The 16,389-nt window shown below is 71.5% G+C and carries 16 protein-coding genes; 11 read left to right on the forward strand and 5 right to left on the reverse strand.

The genetic code is table 11. The features are described from left to right. Window positions 1-9: 9 nt before the first annotated feature. From ACFXI4_RS17140 to ACFXI4_RS17150, 3 genes are all read left to right on the forward strand, one after another. Window positions 10-1,413 carry a dipeptidase gene (locus ACFXI4_RS17140; RefSeq protein ID WP_384991318.1) on the forward strand — a complete coding sequence of 468 codons (1,404 nt, stop codon included), beginning with the start codon at window positions 10-12 and terminating at the stop codon, window positions 1,411-1,413. Window positions 1,414-1,553: 140 nt separating this feature from the next. Next, on the forward strand, window positions 1,554-2,498 hold the full coding sequence (nudC, locus tag ACFXI4_RS17145; RefSeq protein ID WP_362720453.1) for an NAD(+) diphosphatase: 945 nt from the start codon (window positions 1,554-1,556) through the stop codon (window positions 2,496-2,498). A 16-nt stretch (window positions 2,499-2,514) separates the two neighbouring features. Beyond that, window positions 2,515-3,150 (forward strand): class I SAM-dependent methyltransferase, encoded by a 636-nt coding sequence (locus ACFXI4_RS17150; RefSeq protein WP_362720450.1) that lies wholly within the window; start codon window positions 2,515-2,517, stop codon window positions 3,148-3,150. A gap of 73 nt (window positions 3,151-3,223) precedes the next feature. Here the strand turns inward: ACFXI4_RS17150 and ACFXI4_RS17155 are convergent, their stop codons facing one another. Next, window positions 3,224-3,466 (reverse strand): mycoredoxin, encoded by a 243-nt coding sequence (locus tag ACFXI4_RS17155; RefSeq protein WP_384991321.1) that lies wholly within the window; start codon window positions 3,464-3,466, stop codon window positions 3,224-3,226. A gap of 177 nt (window positions 3,467-3,643) precedes the next feature. On the opposite strand from ACFXI4_RS17155, the gene ACFXI4_RS17160 reads away from it, so the two are divergent. From ACFXI4_RS17160 to ACFXI4_RS17175, 4 genes are all read left to right on the forward strand, one after another. Further along, the gene (locus ACFXI4_RS17160; protein WP_384991322.1) at window positions 3,644-5,839 is read left to right on the forward strand and encodes an ATP-dependent DNA helicase UvrD2; all 2,196 of its coding nucleotides are present in this window, start codon (window positions 3,644-3,646) and stop codon (window positions 5,837-5,839) included. A gap of 200 nt (window positions 5,840-6,039) precedes the next feature. Next, window positions 6,040-6,324, forward strand: coding sequence for a hypothetical protein (locus tag ACFXI4_RS17165; protein ID WP_384991509.1), 285 nt, complete (start codon window positions 6,040-6,042; stop codon window positions 6,322-6,324). 173 nt (window positions 6,325-6,497) lie between these two features. Continuing rightward, entirely contained in the window at window positions 6,498-6,866 is a 369-nt protein-coding gene (locus ACFXI4_RS17170; RefSeq protein ID WP_362720439.1) for a WhiB family transcriptional regulator, read from the forward strand. Further along, entirely contained in the window at window positions 6,863-7,189 is a 327-nt protein-coding gene (locus ACFXI4_RS17175; RefSeq protein ID WP_362720436.1) for a hypothetical protein, read from the forward strand. The genes ACFXI4_RS17170 and ACFXI4_RS17175 overlap by 4 nt, the downstream gene beginning before the upstream one ends. 364 nt (window positions 7,190-7,553) lie before the next feature. Here the strand turns inward: ACFXI4_RS17175 and ACFXI4_RS17180 are convergent, their stop codons facing one another. Both ACFXI4_RS17180 and ACFXI4_RS17185 read right to left on the reverse strand, forming a co-directional pair. Further along, on the reverse strand, window positions 7,554-8,960 hold the full coding sequence (locus ACFXI4_RS17180; RefSeq protein WP_384991326.1) for an ABC1 kinase family protein: 1,407 nt from the start codon (window positions 8,958-8,960) through the stop codon (window positions 7,554-7,556). A 43-nt stretch (window positions 8,961-9,003) separates the two neighbouring features. Further along, window positions 9,004-10,158, reverse strand: coding sequence for a TOMM precursor leader peptide-binding protein (locus ACFXI4_RS17185; RefSeq protein ID WP_384991329.1), 1,155 nt, complete (start codon window positions 10,156-10,158; stop codon window positions 9,004-9,006). A 288-nt stretch (window positions 10,159-10,446) separates the two neighbouring features. Here ACFXI4_RS17185 and ACFXI4_RS17190 point away from each other — a divergent pair, with 288 nt between their 5' ends. The 4 genes from ACFXI4_RS17190 (at window position 10,447) to ACFXI4_RS17205 (ending at window position 14,278) form a co-directional block, all read left to right on the forward strand. Then, complete coding sequence (locus tag ACFXI4_RS17190) at window positions 10,447-11,043, forward strand: M48 family metallopeptidase (protein ID WP_384991331.1); 597 nt, start codon at window positions 10,447-10,449, stop codon at window positions 11,041-11,043. Window positions 11,044-11,181: 138 nt separating this feature from the next. Then, the gene (locus tag ACFXI4_RS17195) at window positions 11,182-12,813 is read left to right on the forward strand and encodes a TerD family protein (RefSeq protein ID WP_384991334.1); all 1,632 of its coding nucleotides are present in this window, start codon (window positions 11,182-11,184) and stop codon (window positions 12,811-12,813) included. Window positions 12,814-12,824: 11 nt separating this feature from the next. Then, window positions 12,825-13,505, forward strand: coding sequence for an AIM24 family protein (locus ACFXI4_RS17200; protein WP_362722994.1), 681 nt, complete (start codon window positions 12,825-12,827; stop codon window positions 13,503-13,505). 17 nt (window positions 13,506-13,522) lie between these two features. Then, window positions 13,523-14,278, forward strand: a complete 756-nt coding sequence (locus ACFXI4_RS17205) for an AIM24 family protein (RefSeq protein WP_362722996.1) — start codon at window positions 13,523-13,525, stop codon at window positions 14,276-14,278. 78 nt (window positions 14,279-14,356) lie between these two features. Here the strand turns inward: ACFXI4_RS17205 and ACFXI4_RS17210 are convergent, their stop codons facing one another. After that, window positions 14,357-14,878 (reverse strand): NUDIX hydrolase, encoded by a 522-nt coding sequence (locus ACFXI4_RS17210; protein WP_384991337.1) that lies wholly within the window; start codon window positions 14,876-14,878, stop codon window positions 14,357-14,359. After that, complete coding sequence (locus ACFXI4_RS17215) at window positions 14,875-16,317, reverse strand: zinc-dependent metalloprotease (RefSeq protein WP_384991340.1); 1,443 nt, start codon at window positions 16,315-16,317, stop codon at window positions 14,875-14,877. The genes ACFXI4_RS17210 and ACFXI4_RS17215 overlap by 4 nt, the downstream gene beginning before the upstream one ends. Window positions 16,318-16,389: the final 72 nt, after the last annotated feature.

Here is a 16,389-nt window from a genome sequence, read left to right on the forward strand (position 1 = left end):
CTCGTGACCATGAGCCAGACCCCGGACAGCGCTGTCCGTTCGTACATCGAGCAGCACCGTGCCGCCTTCCTCGACGACCTCGCGGAGTGGCTGCGCATCCCCTCCGTCTCGGCCCAGCCCGAGCACGCCGCCGATGTCCGCCGCAGCGCCGACTGGCTCGCCGCCGAACTCGGGAGGACGGGCTTCCCGACCGCCGAGGTCTGGGAGACACCGGGCGCCCCGGCCGTCTTCGCCGAATGGCCCGCAGGCGACCCCGAGGCGCCCACCGTCCTCGTCTACGGCCACCACGACGTGCAGCCCGCCGCCCGCGCGGACGGCTGGGACAGCGACCCCTTCGAGCCGGTCGTCCGGGGAAACCGCCTCCACGCGCGGGGGGCGGCCGACGACAAGGGCCAGGTGTTCTTCCACACACTCGGCGTCCGCGCCCACCTCGCCGCCACCGGCCGCACCGCACCCGCCGTCAACCTGAAGCTGCTGATCGAGGGCGAGGAGGAGTCCGGCTCCCCGCACTTCCGGGCGCTCGTCGAGGAACGTGCGGATCTGCTCGCCGCGGACATCGTGATCGTCTCCGACACCGGAATGTGGTCCGAGGACACCCCCACGGTGTGCACGGGCATGCGCGGGCTGGTCGAGTGCGGGATCGTCCTGCACGGCCCCGACCAGGACATCCACTCCGGTGCCTTCGGCGGTGCCGTCCCCAACCCGGCCACCGCCGCGGCCCGGCTGGTCGCCGCGCTGCACGACGAGCACGCGCGCGTGGCGATCCCGGGCTTCTACGACGGGATCGTGGAGCTCGGCGAACGCGAGCGACGGCTGTGGGCCGAGCTGCCGTTCGACGAGGAGGACTGGCTGCGCGAGGCCCACTCGTACGCCACCGAGGGCGAGGCCGGGCACACCACCCTGGAGCGCATCTGGGCCCGGCCCACCGCCGAGGTCAACGGCATCGGCGGCGGCTACCAGGGCGCCGGCAGCAAGACGATCATCCCGTCCTCGGCCATGGTCAAGCTGTCGTTCCGGCTGGTCGCCGGCCAGGAGCCCGACCACGTCGAGAAGGCCGTCCGTGCCTGGGCCACCGAACGCGTCCCCGCCGGGATCCGCGCCGAGATCACCTTCCTGCCGGCCACCCGCCCCTGCCTGACCCCGCTCGACCACCCGGCCCTGCAGTCACTGGCGCGCGCCATGGGCCGCGCCTTCGAGGGGCCGGTCCGGTTCACCCGTTCAGGTGGCTCCGGGCCCGCCGCGGACCTCCAGGACGTGCTCGGCGCACCCGTTCTCTTCCTGGGCATTTCCGTGCCCTCCGACGGCTGGCACGCCCCGAACGAGAAGGTTGAGCTGGACCTTCTCCTCAAGGGCGTCGAGACCAGCGCCTACCTGTGGGGTGACCTGGCCGAGAACTGGCGCCATGCACCCTGACCCGTCGGCGCCGTCCGGAGCGGCACCGCGGGCGGGGCACACTGGAAGGGCCGCCCCGCCCGACCCGGTCTCCTCCCGCCCTTCGTCCCGCTGAACCGCCCGCTGAAACATCCGTTGCACTGGGGGAGTTGGAAGCACCCGTGACCACCTGGACCGACCACACCGCCGACCGACCCGTCTCGCTCACCGCCCCGAGCGGCATCGACCGCGCCGCCCACCACCGGCTCGACGAGGCCTGGCTCGCTGCGGCGTGGAGCCACCCCGACACCCGCTGTTTCGTGGTCTCCGGCGGTCAGGTCCTCATCGACGAGACGCCCGAGGGCCGTACCGAACTCGTCATGACCCCCTCCTTCGAGGCCCCCCTCACCGAGGCGCACCGCTACTTCCTGGGCACCGACGAGGACGGCGTCAGCTACTTCGCGCTCCAGAAGGACGCCCTGCCCGGCCGTATCGACCAGTCCGCGCGGCCGGCCGGGCTGCGCGAGGCCGGACTGCTGCTGTCGCCGCGTGACGTGGGCCTGATGGTGCACGCGGTCGGCCTGGAGAACTGGCAGCGCACCCACCGCTTCTGCTCCCGCTGCGGCGAGCGCACGGTGATCGCCGCAGCGGGTCACATCCGCCGCTGCCCCGCCTGCGGCGCCGAGCACTACCCGCGCACCGACCCAGCCGTGATCATGGCTGTCACCGACGAGGACGACCGCATCCTGCTCGGCCGCCAGGTGCACTGGCCCGAGGGCCGCTTCTCCACGCTCGCCGGTTTCGTGGAGCCCGGCGAGTCCATCGAACAGGCGGTACGCCGGGAGGTCTTCGAGGAGGCCGGGGTCACCGTCGGCCCCGTCGAGTACGTCGCCAGCCAGCCCTGGCCGTTCCCGTCCAGCCTCATGCTCGGCTTCATGGCCCGCGCGACCTCGACCGAGATCAACGTCGACGGTGACGAGATCCACGAGGCCCGCTGGTTCTCCCGCGACGAACTGGGCGCCGCCTTCGACTCCGGCGACGTCCTGCCGCCGTACGGGATCTCCATCGCGGCCCGTCTGATCGAGATGTGGTACGGCAAGCCGCTGCCGACGAGGAGCTTCGTCTGAGACGGCGGCCCGGCTGATGACCGACACCCACGACACCTACTGGAACCACAACGTCCACTACCACCCGGTGGTGCTGGACGCGGTACCGCCCGGCTGCCGCTCCGCCCTGGACGTCGGCTGCGGCGACGGCCTGCTGGCCGCCGGGCTCGCGGCCAGGGCGCAGTCGGTGACCGGCGTGGACCGGTCACCGGAGATGATCCGGCTGGCGCGGAAACGGGACGACGCGGGAACCGTCACCTTCCTGGAGGGTGACTATCTCGACGGCTCGCTCCTCGACGAGGGGAGCTACGACTTCGTCAGCGCGGTCGCCGTCGTCCACCACGCCCCCTTCGACGACGCGATCGACCGGCTGGTGGGGCTGCTCGCACCCGGCGGCCGGCTGGTCGTCGTCGGCCTGGCGCACAACCGCACCCTCCTGGACCGGGTGATCAGCGGATGCGGGGTCCCGGTGGCGCTGGCGCTGCGGGCGCTCAGGCGCGGCGGCGAGCGCGAGCCGTCCGGCATGCCCGTGAAGGACCCGATCATGAACTGGAGAGAGGTCCGGCGGGCCACCGCGCACGTGCTTCCCGGACGCCGGTACCGGCGCCGGCTGCTGTGGCGCTACACCCTCGTGTGGGACAAGCCGGACGGGACACACGAAGGCGGTCCCTGAACAGGACCAGGGACCGCCTTGCGCGAAGAACGCGAAGAACAACGCGCCTAAACGCGGGAGTTGCGAAGAGGGACTACGCGCTGATCTTCTGCTTGACCTGGGCCAGCGAGGGGTTCGTCAGCGTCGAGCCGTCGGAGAAGAGCACCGTCGGGACCGTCTGGTTTCCGCCGTTCGCCTTCTCCACGAACGCGGCCGAATCCGGGTCCTGCTCGATGTTGATCTCGGTGTACGCGATGCCCTCGCGGTCCATCTGGCTCTTCAGCCGGCGGCAGTAGCCGCACCACGTGGTGCTGTACATCGTCACAGTGCCCTGCATCTCGCTCGCGCTCCTTCGGCAGGTCGGGGAAGTTCGTCCAGGAGGGGAACGTACGCGGCCCGTCCGCCATTCCCGCAGCACCGGCCCCGGGTGACGTCTGCCGTATTAGTACGACTGCGAGGGGTCGCCTGTGGACAACCGGCACGGCATTCTCCGGCGACCTGGCAGCATGGCTGTGTGACAGCAGCAACGCATTCCTCCCTCTTCCCGCAGGTACCGGACTCTGCCGACGCGGTGCTCGATGGGCTCGACCCCGAGCAGCGCGAGGTGGCGACCGCCCTGCACGGGCCGGTGTGCGTGCTGGCCGGAGCGGGTACCGGCAAGACCCGGGCGATCACCCACCGGATCGCCTACGGGGTACGGGCCGGCATCCTCCAGCCGTCCAGCGTGCTCGCCGTCACCTTCACCAACCGTGCCGCCGGAGAGATGCGCGGCCGGCTGCGCCAGCTCGGCGCCCAGGGGGTGCAGGCCCGCACCTTCCACTCGGCCGCACTGCGTCAGCTCCAGTTCTTCTGGCCGAAAGCCATCGGTGGTTCGCTGCCCCGGCTCGTCGACCGAAAGGTCCAGTTGGTCGCCGACGCGGCCGCCGCCTGCCGCATCCGCCTGGACCGGGGCGAGCTGCGCGACGTCACCGGCGAGATCGAGTGGGCCAAGGTCACCCAGACCGTCCCCGCCGACTATCAGCCCGCCGCCGTGAAGGCCGGCCGCGAAGCCCCCCGGGACGCCGCCGAGATCGCCCAGATCTACTCGGTGTACGAGGACCTCAAGCGGGACCGCAGGGTCATCGACTTCGAGGACGTCCTGCTGCTCACCGTCGCCGTCCTGCAGGACCGGCAGGACATCGCCGAGCAGGTCCGCGCCCAGTACCAGCACTTCGTCGTCGACGAGTACCAGGACGTCAGCCCCCTCCAGCAGCGCCTGCTGGAGCTGTGGCTCGGCGACCGCGACAGCCTGTGCGTCGTCGGCGACGCCAGCCAGACCATCTACTCGTTCACAGGAGCAACTCCCGACCATCTGCTCGACTTCCGTACCCGCCACCCCGGGGCCACCGTCGTCAAGCTGGTCCGCGACTACCGTTCCACACCCCAGGTCGTCCACCTCGCCAACGGCCTGCTGGCCCAGGCGCACGGCCGGGCCGCCGACCACCGCCTGGAGCTGATCTCCCAGCGGCCCGCGGGACCCGAACCCGTCTACACCGAGTACACCGACGAGCCCGCCGAGGCCGAGGGCGCCGCCCGCCGGATCCGTGAACTCGTCCACGCCGGGGTCCCGGCCGCCGAGATCGCCGTCCTGTTCCGCACCAATTCCCAGTCCGAGACCTATGAGCAGGCCCTCGCCGACGCCGGCGTGCCTTACCAGCTGCGCGGTGCCGAGCGGTTCTTCGACCGGCCCGAGGTGCGCAAGGCGGGTGTCGCCCTGCGCGCCGCGGCCCGCTTCGGCGGCAACGACGCACTGCTCGACGACACCGTCGACCTGCCGTCGCAGGTGCGTGCGGTGCTCTCGGGGGAGGGCTGGACCACGGAGCCGCCGGCCGGCTCCGGCGCGGTCCGGGAGCGCTGGGAGTCACTGGCCGCCCTGGTGAACCTGGCGCACGACGTGGCGGCCGCCCGGCCCGCAGCCACCCTCGCGGACTTCGTCACGGAACTCGACGAGCGCGCGGGTGCCCAGCACGCCCCGACCGTCCAGGGTGTCACCCTCGCCTCTCTGCACTCGGCCAAGGGGCTGGAGTGGGACGTCGTCTTCCTGGTCGGTGTCGCCGAGGGGATGATGCCGATCACCTATGCGAAGACCGACGAGCAGATCGAGGAGGAACGCCGTCTCCTCTATGTCGGCGTGACGCGTGCCAGGGAGCGGCTCCATGTCTCCTGGTCCCTCTCCCGCACCCCCGGCGGCCGCCCCAGCCGCAGGCCCAGCCACTTCCTGGACGGACTGCGTCCCGGCTCCACCGGCACCGTCGGCCGCGGTCCGGGCGCCGGCCCCGGAGGCGTCGAGCGCGGTTTCACCGGCGCTCCCGTGGCCGCGCCCCGCCGTACGCAGCGCACCCCCGCCCGATGCCGGGTCTGCGGACGCACCCTCACCGACGCCGGTGAGATGAAACTGATGCGCTGCGACGACTGTCCCTCCGACATGGACGAGGGCCTCTACGAGCGGCTGCGGGAGTGGCGCGCGGACCAGGCCCGGCTCAGCGGCCAGCCCGCCTTCTGCGTCTTCACCGACAGGACGCTGATGGCGATCGCCGAGAACGCGCCCGATGACGACCGCGAGTTGGCCCGGATCCCTGGCGTCGGCATGCGCAAGCTCAACCGTTACGGCGCCGATGTTCTGGCCATCTGCGCAGGTCGGCAGCCCGGGGGAGCCGCAGCGGGGGACTGATGCCAACTCGTCGAAAAAATAGTTTGCGCATGCCCCGGCAATCCCCATAGGTTCTAGGCACGGAAACGGCGGCCTTCTCGAAGGCCCGGTTCCGTGTTGTACTTGCATATCCGAGTGGACTGGCTCATCCCAGTCCCCCCAGACGCCGAGAGGAGGCGAGTCCAGTGATCAGCATCAAGACCAACATCAGTGCGGCCAAAATGACCGATCTCTCGGCCGTCTCCGCGTGCATGCTCGGCGTCTCGAACCTGGGCACCGGTCTGTCCGGCATTCCTGCCGTGCGTCCGGCGTCCTCCTCCGTTTCCCTCGCGGGCCTTCCCGTCCGTGAGCGCAATGAGCGACCGACTGAGGCACTGGAAGCAGTAGTGGCACGGGCCCAGGCCTATGCCTTTACGGCGGCCGGTGCCGGAAGCCGGAAGCAGACGACGCAGCACCACCTGATGTGGGCCTTCCGTGGGCCAGAACCCTGGAGTGATCCAGCCTGAATCGATCAGGCCGGCGCCTTCAGGGCCGCGGAACCCCATCCGGGATCCGCGGCCCTTCTGTTTGTCCCCACCACAGGGACGAACGGCGAAGGAGCCTCGGGCACGAGCAGAACCCGGTACCAGCCGCCAACCGGTCCAACCCGACCGGCACGACCAGACGAGGAACAACAGCCGTGCAACTCGAAGCGCACGCCCCGTCCGTACCGCCTTCCCAAACGAACCCGCCGCCCGGCTCCACGGAGGACTCCACCTTGATCCCCCTCACCGCGCTCACCGCGCTCGACGACGCCATCGAGAACCTCGGCGTGCCCGTCCCCTGCCGTTCCTACGACCCGGAGGTCTTCTTCGCGGAGTCGCCGGCGGACGTCGAGTACGCCAAGTCCCTCTGCCGCACCTGCCCGCTGATCGAGGCCTGCCTCGCCGGCGCCAAGGAGCGGCGCGAGCCCTGGGGTGTCTGGGGTGGCGAGCTGTTCGTCCAGGGTGTTGTCGTCGCCCGCAAGCGGCCGCGTGGCCGCCCGCGCAAGAACCCGGTCTCGGCATGAACATCCACGGAACGATCGACCGTCCCCTCACGCACGATCCCAAGAAGCAGGCCCCGATGAAGCCGTCCGTCAGCGAGCCCACCGGCTCCGCGATCCCAGACTTCACCCACGCCGGTACGACCACCGGTTCGCGTCAGAACAGGACCCGCGAAATGCAACTCATCCCAGAAGCCCTGGCTCGTGCGCATATGCGCGAGCGACTGCACGAGGCCGAGCGGGAAAACCGGGCCGCGCGCCTGGCGACCGCTCGCCGGATGCAGCGCCGGGCCGAGCGCGCCTCGATGCGCGCCCGCCGTGCGCTCGCCATGGCCGTCATGCAGTGATCCCGAACACCTGAGGCGGTGGCCTCCCGGCTGCGGGAGGAGAAAGCTTCCCGCGGAGGCCGGTCCGTCCGAACGGACCGGCCCCCGCGGTGCGTTGTGCCCGCGGATGCGATGCCGCGGCGTTGCGTCGCCGGGTGGCGAGTCCTCCCGGAGGCAGTGATCACGATGGCTCCGCGACGGAGCCCCCACCCCGGTGTGTGCCCGCTGCGGCACCCCGGCCGACGGCCCTCGCCCGCCACCTGGACCTGCTCCGTGGAGAACGGCGTCCGCGAGTTCCTGTGCGACGCCTGCTCCCGGGAGCACCTCAGAGCGATCGAGGGCCGGCATGACTCGTCCTGGTGGTGATCACCGCCCCGCGCTCCTTCTACTGGGCCTCCGCGGCCGCCTCCACCACCTCGGCCGCCACGGCATCGGCGACGTCTTCCGTTTCTTCGGCCTCTTCGAGCAGGAACCCGGGCAGCCACCCCTCCAGTTCCTCCCGCAACCGCACCGTCGCGCCCAGCTGGCACAGCACGCCGATGGTGCTCAGGGTCACCCGGTGTATCAGCAGGTAGGCAGGCGGCAGGTTGAGCTGTTTGCCCAGCTGGTGGGCGGGGTTGCGGGGGTCCGCGATACGGGCCGCCTGGCTGCGCATCCAGGTGCGGGTGAAGGTGAACTCATCGACCTGCGCCGGTTCGATGATCGGCAGCAGATAGTCGAGGACCGCGTCGGGGTCCAGCTCTATGGAGTCCTTGACGAACCCCTCGGCGCGCAGCAGCTCGTAGACCGCCTCGGCATCACCGTCCAGTGTCATCCGCAGGGAGTCGCCGATCGGGGCGGGCAGGCCGCCGGCGAGACGGTCGACCGTGCCGAAGTCCAGCACACCCAGGAGCCACTCCTCCTCGTCCTCCGGCCCACCGGGCAGCAGCCGGAAGTTGCCCGGGTGGGGGTCGGCGTGCAGCAGGCCGGTGCGGGCCGGGCCCGAGAACAGGAACCGGGCCAGCAGCTGACCGGCCCGGTCGCGCTGCTCCTGGGTGCCCTCCGAGATGATCTCGGAGAGCGGTATTCCGTCGATCCACTCCGTGACCAGGACCTGGTCGCACTGGTGCACCACCGCGGGGACCACCACGTCGGGGTCGTCCGCGAACTCCTCCGCGTGCGCCGACTGGGCCTGCGCCTCCAGGGCGTAGTCCAGCTCCTCGGAGACCCGGTCGCGCAGCTCCGCGATCAGGGGCTTGATGTCCATACCCGGGATCAGTGGACCCAACAGACGGGCGAAACGGCTCAGTTGCCCGAGGTCGGACAGCAGGGCCTCGCCGGCACCCGGATACTGCACCTTGACCGCGACCACCCGGCCGTCGTGCCACACCGCCCGGTGCACCTGGCCGATCGAGGCGGCCGCCGCGGGCTTCTCCTCGAACTCCAGGAACAGCTCCCGCCAGTCCTCGCCCAAGCGCTCGGCGAGCACCGCGTGCACGGTGCGGGTCGGCATCGGCGGTGCGGCGTCCTGGAGCCGGGTGAGGGCCGCGCGGTAGGGGCCGGCGACCTCCTCGGGAAGGGCGGACTCGAAGACGGACAGGGCCTGCCCGAACTTCATCGCCCCGCCTTTCAATTCGCCGAGGACCTTGAAGAGTTGTTCCGCGGTGCGCTGCTGCAGTTCGCGGCCGACGATCTCCGCGGACTCACCCACGATGCGCTTGCCCAGACCCCAGGTCGCCCGGCCGGCGATGCCGAGCGGGAGCGCGGCGAGCTTGGCGGTCCGGGTGACCGCCTTGCGGGGAAGATCAGACATGCGCCCTCCAAGTCCCAGTCGGCCGCGCTGCGTCCGTGTGGCTTCACCGGTCCGCCGACGGCCGTTGCACCACCATTGTCTCGTGTGGAGCCTCGTTGGTTGATGAGTGCTCCCCTTTAGCTTTCTCCGCCGTTCCGCACGGGCATGCGGGATGCGGCCGGACCGGCCGCGCATGCCAGTGCAGGGCCGGCACGGAGGCCTCCCAGCGCACTCCGGTACCGGACGGCGACTCCCCGTCGAGGAAGGCCAAAGCATGCGCGGCGGCCAGCCCCGCGACGGCTGTCGCCAGCGTCAGATCACAGGCCCCCACCCGGCGGGCCTGCCCGGACCGCCACTGCGCGATCAGGCGTGGCCAGGCCGGGTCCCGGTCCGAGCGGTGCTCGTGCAGACAGCGGGCACAGCCGGTCCCGCCGGGCAGGACGAGCGGGCCGACGACGCCGGTGCCCTCCACGACACCCGTGTAGAGGTGCGGTGTCCCGGAGGCCATGAGCGGTTCGGCGGCGCGTGCGTCCGGGGCGTGCACCAGGACGTCGTCACGCGGCGCGATGATCACCAGGGAGAAGCCGGGCTCCTCGTCGGCGGGCTCCGCACGGCGCGGCGGGCGGCCCGGGGCCGCCCGGCGGACGACTCTGCGGGCGGCCTCGTCCCGCCGCTCGCCGACCGCCTCCGCGGGCAGGCCGCCCGGCGCCACGTCCCACTGCTGGACGCGGCCCACGTCCCGCACGTCCACCTCACCGACACCCGCCCCCGACAGCAGCGCGGCCAGCGTGACACCGACCCGCCCCGCGCCCCGCACCTGCACCCGCAGGACGCGCCGGGCCGCCAGCCGGTCGATCGCCCCGCCCGGCTCCGGAGTGATCAGGGACAGCGAGGCGAGATCGGGACCGAGCCGGTCCAGGACCTCCTGTTTCGCGCGCAGCGCCGCCGCGGCCTGCCCGCCGCCGTGCGCGTCGTCGACGAGCCCGGCCCGTGACAGCCGTTCCACCAGCGCGTCGACGTGCCCGTCCGGCAGGTCCATGCGCCGTCCTTCGGCACGCAGCAGCGCGAGCCCGCGGGCGCCGTCGAGCAGGTCGAGGAAGCTGCCGGTGGCGGTGTCCATCGGCCCGAGCGTCATCGCGTGCGCCGGCGTCATCCCGAACTGCACCGTGTTGAGATCACGCCAGCCGCGCCGGAGCGCGGGCTTCACCAGCGGATGCATGACAGACCCCCGCAGCTCGCGCCGGTTCCCCGTGGCTCTCGCCAGTTTCCGAAGTAGCTCATGCCGGTCCCCCGTAGATGTCGAAAAGTCATGGAAGATCCCCGTCTGCGGGTGGAGCCGGTCACGCTCCCCCGACGTCTGCCAGCATGCCCGGCCCGTTCGGCGGCCGCCGAAAGTTGTCCACAGGCGGTGGGTGTTCGTCGTACAAATCAAACGCATGGTGGGGGATCGGGATCGAACCGTCCCGGACCCGGGACTTCCCCCTTGTGCAGCGGGTAACGTCGGGGCGTGCCCGCCGACCCACTGCACAGCGCCGGAAACCCACAGCGCAGCATGACGAGCCAGCCGCCCAGCGGCTTGGGGGTGAGCGCGATCGAGGTCCGCAGAAGCGCCCGGCGCCGCCGGACGGTCTCCGCGTACCGCGAGGGCGATCGCACCGTCGTACTGATCCCCGCCCGGATGTCCGAAGCGGAGGAGAAACGCTGGGTCACCGTCATGCTCAACAAGCTCGCCGCCCAGGAGAGCAAGCGCGTGCTGGGCGACGCCGAACTGACCGAGCGTGCCGAGCGGCTCTCGGCCCAGTACTTCGACGGCCGGGCCCGCCCCGCCTCGGTGCGCTGGGTCACCAACCAGAACACCCGCTGGGGCTCCTGCACCCCGGCCGAGGGCAGCATCCGCCTGTCGCACCGGCTCCAGGGCATGCCCGAGTACGTCGTCGACTATGTGCTCTGCCATGAACTGGCACATCTGCTGGTACCGGGGCACGGTCCCGACTTCTGGCGGCTCCTGGAGGCGTATCCGCGCACCGAGCGGGCCCGGGGCTACCTCGAAGGAGTGGTAGCCGCCGACCGGCTCCCCCACCCGCCCGGCGCCCGCGACGAGTGACACGCCTCGCAGGCGTTCCCTTCGGAGCCTGCCGAGTCCGGTTGTGTACCGGGTCTGTACCGACTTCCGCCGATGTCCGCGTTAGCCGTTAGCCTGGCGCGACGCACTCACATTCGGGATGGGGGACGGTCGTAGCGCATGGCCAGGGAATTCCAACGCGGCCACAAGGCCAGGATCAGTGACCTGACGGCGGGCACGGATCTGTACGTAGGTGTGCAGATCGCCGGGCCCGGACTGTCCTTCGACATCAGCTGCTTCGGGCTGGACGCCGACGAACGGCTCTCGGACGACCGGTACTTCGTCTTCTTCAACCAGCCGAAGTCCCCCGAGGAGTCCATCCAGCTGCTGGGTGCCCAGGCGGGCGACACGGAGTCCTTCCGGGTCACGCTGGACCGGATCCCGCCGCAGATCCAGAAGCTTGCGTTCACGGCGACCCTCGACGGCGCCGGACAGATGTCGCAGGTCGCCCCCGGATACATCCGGATCGTCGCGGGCGGCGAGGAGGTGGCCCGCTACTCCTTCGACGGCTCGGAGTTCTCCACCGAACGCGCCGTGATGCTGGGCGACTTCTACCTGAAGGACGTGTGGCGCTTCGCCGCCGTCGGGCAGGGCTTCGACGGCGGTCTGGAGGCGCTGCTGAAGAACTTCGGTGGCGAGGTGGTGGCGGAGGAGGAGCCCCCCGCGCCGCAGCCGCAGCCGTCGCAGGCCGGGACCGCGCCCGGATTCGCGCCGCCCGCTTTCGCCGCCCCCGCCCCGGCCCCGGCGCCCGCCCCGGCACCCCCCGCGCCCGCTCCCGCGCCCCAGGGCTTCGCCCCGCCCCCGGCACCCGGCCCCGCGCCGGTTCCGAACATGCACGGCGCGCCCACCGTCATCGCCCCGCTGGCCCCGCCCGGCCCCGGCACCGTGCCGCCCCCGGCGCCGGCGCCCTACGGTCAGCCGCCCGCCCCGAGCGCGCCCGTGCCGCCCGGCTACGGCCAGCCTCCGTCGCCGCCGCAGCCCGGATACCCGCAGGCCCCGGCCCCGCCCCCGGGATACGGCCAGCAGCCGCCGTTCGGGCAGGTGCCCGGCCAGCAGACCTACGGAGTCCCGCAAGGCACTCCGCAGGGCGGTGCCGGAGTGGGCGCGGCGCTCCAGAAGTTCAAGGAGACGCCCACCGGGCAGCGCTGGACGCAGCAGAACAGCAAGCTCGTCCGGGTCGACCTCGGCATGGGCGGCCAGCCGGCGCTGGCCCGGCAGGGCAGCATGGTGCTCTACCAGGGCAAGGTCGACTTCGGTTACAAGGGCGCCGGGTTCGCCGGCCGGATCGTGGGCAACGCGACCGGCCAGGAGATGCAGTTGATGCGCTGCACCGGCAACGGCCAGGTGTTCCTCGCCGAGAACTCCGCTTATCTGCACCCCATCGAGCTCCAGGGCGACGCGATCTGTGTCTCCGCCGAAAGCGTCCTCGCCTTCGACGAGAGCCTCCAGTACGAGGTCCGCCGCATCGAGGGGCACGGCATTCCGGGCGGCGCGCTGTTCACGATGCAGTTCCAGGGCACCGGCACGATCGTCGTCAAGACGCACGGCACGCCCGTCGTGCTGCCCGTGACACCGACGACGTTCGCCGACTGCAACGCCGTGGTCGCCTGGTCGGCGGCCTCCCAGGTGATCGTCTCCAGCCAGGTCCGGATGCGCCGCAACGCCTATCCCGGCGACACCGGTGAGAGCGTCAACCTGCAGTTCCGGGGCGCCCCCGGCAACTTCATCGTGGTCCAGCCGTACGAGGTCTGAGGGAGCCCGTCATGAACCAGCCGCTCGCGGGCTACGCCCCCGCACCCGTCACCGCCCGCATGGAGAACCACGGCGACCACATGCTGAAGGTCGCCATGCAGACCGGCAGCGACCTCCTCGCGCGTGTGGGGTCGATGGTCGCCTACGAGGGCTTCGTCCAGTACGAGCCCAACCCGCCGGCCGTCCGCCAGATCGCCCGCGACTGGATGACCGGCGAGGGCGCGCCGCTGATGAAGTGCTCGGGCGACGGACTGCTCTACCTCGCCGACTACGGCGCGAACGTCGTCGTCATCAACCTCAACGGCGACGGCATCTCCGTCAACGCCACCAACCTGCTCGCCTTCGACGCTCACCTCACGTGGGGCGTGGAGCGCGTGAAGGGGCTCGCGAAGTTCGCCGGCCAGGGCCTGTGGAACACCAAGATCTCCGGGCAGGGCTGGGTCGCGCTGACCTCCCGGGGCAAGCCGATCGTCGTCGACTGCGGCGGCGGCGAGGACGAGACGTACGTCGACCCGGACGCGCTGGTCGCCTGGTCGCCGAACCTCAAGGTGAAGGGCAAGCGCAGCTTCAAGGCGCAGTCCCTGATCGGCCGGGGCAGCGGCGAGGCCTTCCAGATGGCCTTCTCCGGGCAGGGCATCGTCGTCGTCCAGCCCAGCGAGGACAGCACCGACCGCCTTCGTTTCCGGGGCTGAGGGGGAGCCAGAGAATCATGCAGAGCCCGCTTTTCGCGTTCAACGACTCCCAGGCCCGGGACCGCTACAGCCTGCAGAACAAGCAGATGCTGCGGGTCGTCCTGGAGGGCCACGACGACGTCCTCGCCCGCAAGGGCACGATGGTCGCCTACCAGGGGCTCGTCGAGTTCGACGCCGAGTACACGAACAACCAGCAGTCACGCGCGCGTGCGTACACCGGCGAGGGCCTGGACCTGATGCGCTGCCACGGGCAGGGCACGGTCTACCTCGCCAACCTCGCCCAGCACGTGCACGTCCTGGACGTGGAGCAGGAGGGCCTGACCGTGGACAGCGGCTACGTCCTCGCCATGGACTCCTCGCTGCACTACGAGGTGGTCGCCGTGGACAGCCTCTACGGCATCTCCGGCTCCGGGAAGTACCAGCTCAACATCACCGGACGCGGCAAGGTCGCCCTGATGACCTCGGGCGCGCCGCTGCTGATGCAGGTCACCCCCGACAAGTACGTCAACTGCGACGCCGACGCGATCGTCGCCTGGTCCACCGGGCTGCGCGTCCAGATGCAGGCCCAGACGCACTCCTCGGGCGTGTGGCGGCGTCGCGGCAGCACCGGTGAGGGCTGGGAGCTGAGCTTCATGGGAAGTGGCTTCGCGCTGGTCCAGCCGAGTGAACTGCTGCCTCCGCAGGGCGCCCAGATCGGCCAGGGCCTCGCCGCCCAGTTCGGGATGGGCCAGCAGGGCGCGCGCGGTATGAACCAGGGGAACGCCTGGAGCTGACGCCCCCGGGTAAGGGGCGCACGCCTCGGCGGGCGCCCCTTACCCAGGCCTCGGCACAGGCCCGCGCGGTTGAGCAGTTCAGAGCCGCGCTCGGGCCGCCTCCAGCAGGCGTACGACCGAACCGTCGGCGACCTCGGCGACCTCGTCGTAGGCGAACCAGCGCACGTCCAGGGACTCGTCGCTGATCGCATGGATGGCGCCTTGCGGGGCCACGGCCACGTACTGGACGTCGAAGTGCCAGTGGCACGGCGCCGGGATCGGGTGCCGGTCCAGGCGCACCGGACCGCCGTCCAGCAGCGTCAGCCCGGGGATCCCGGACTCCTCGGTCGCCTCCCGCAGGGCCGCCGCGGCCAGCGTGGCGTCGCCCGGTTCGCAATGGCCGCCCATCTGCAGCCACATCCGCAGCTTCCGGTGCAGGGTCAGCAGCGCCCGGCCCTGCTCGGGGTCGACGACCAGCGCGCTCGCCGTCACATGCCCCGCGTGACACGCCTTCCACATGCCGTCGGGGTGCGCGGCGAGGTGGTCCAGGTAGTCCTGACGCAGCTCTTCCTGGTCCTCGTACCCCTTGAGGACGAGGACCGCGTCGTCGTACAGGCTCATTCGGTGTCGTCGCCCTCTGCCTGGTCGCCCTCCGCCTGGTCGTCCTTCTTGCGCAGGTCGGGCTTCTGGGCCGCCTCGCCGAGCATCTTGTCCAGCTCGGAGAAGTCCAGCTGCTCGCGGTGCACGAAGCCGTCCGGGTCGTCGAGGTCGCTCGCCGTCGGCAGCATGTCCGGGTGCTCCCACAGGCCGTCCCGGCCGTCGACACCGCGCGCGTCGGTGAGCGAGGCCCACAGGCGGGAGGCGTCCCGCAGCCGGCGCGGGCGCAGTTCCAGGCCGATCAGCGTGGCGAACGTCTGCTCCGCGGGACCGCCCGTGGCACGGCGCCGGCGCAGCGTCTCGCGCAGCGCGTCGGCGGACGACAGGCGCGGCTTGGCCGCCGCGTGGACCACCGCGTCGACCCAGCCCTCGACGAGGGCCAGCGCCGTCTCCAGACGGGCCAGGGCCGCCTTCTGCTCGGGCGTGTCCTCGGGCTGGAACATGCCCTGCTGGAGCGCGTCCTGAAGCTGCTCGGGGTTCTGCGGGTCGAACTGGCCGACCACGTCCTCCAGCTTGGCGGTGTCGACCTTGATCCCGCGCGCGTACCCGTCGACCGCGCCGAACAGGTGCGAGCGCAGCCACGGGACGTGTGCGAACAGGCGCTGATGGGCCGCCTCGCGCAGCGCGAGATACAGCCGCACCTCCTCCTTGGGGACGCCGAGGTCCTTGCCGAACGCCTCGACGTTCGCCGGCAGCAGCGCGGCCCGGCCGATCGGGCCGAGCGGCAGGCCGATGTCGGTCGAGCCGACGACCTCGCCCGCGAGCACCCCGACGGCCTGCCCGATCTGCGTGCCGAACATGGCGCCGCCCATCGAGCGCATCATGCCGATCAGCGGGCCGGCCATGGCCTGCATCTCCTCCGGCAGGACGTCGCCCATCGCGGCGCCGACCCGCTCGGCGACCGGGTCCACCAGCTCCTGCCAGGCGGGCAGCGTCGCCTCGACCCACTCGGCGCGCGACCACGCCACGGCCGAGCCGGAACCGGACGGCAGCGACGTCACGTCGTCCAGCCACAGGTCGGCCAGCCGGACCGCCTCCTCGACCGCCGTGCGGTCGGAAGGGCCCACGCTCGCGTCCTTGACGCCGTCCGAGGTGCCCTGGGAGACCGTCTGGCGGGCGATCTGCTTGGCCATGTCCCAGTTCACCGGGCCGCCCTCGTACGAGAGCATCTGGCCCAGCTGCTGGAAGGCGGCGCCCAGGTCGGTGGGGTTCAGCGAACCGAACATGGCAGCGAACGGATTGTCGGCGCCGGGGCCGCCGAAGCCGCCGGCCCCGGGTGTGCCGAAACCGAACGGGTTGGCCGGTCCCTGCCCACCACCGCTCTGCTGGTCCTTCTTCTTGCCCTCGTCGCCGTCTTCCGGCTCCTCCGGCGGAAGGCCGAAACCGAATGGGGTGTCACTCACGGGAATCCTCGGCTGGTAAGGCCACCGGTTCTCTCCCGGCGGCGCGGCTGCCCGACAACACCACCCAGCGTA

It is taken from the genome of Streptomyces sp. NPDC059224 (assembly GCF_042754285.1).
GTDB lineage: Bacteria > Actinomycetota > Actinomycetes > Streptomycetales > Streptomycetaceae > Streptomyces.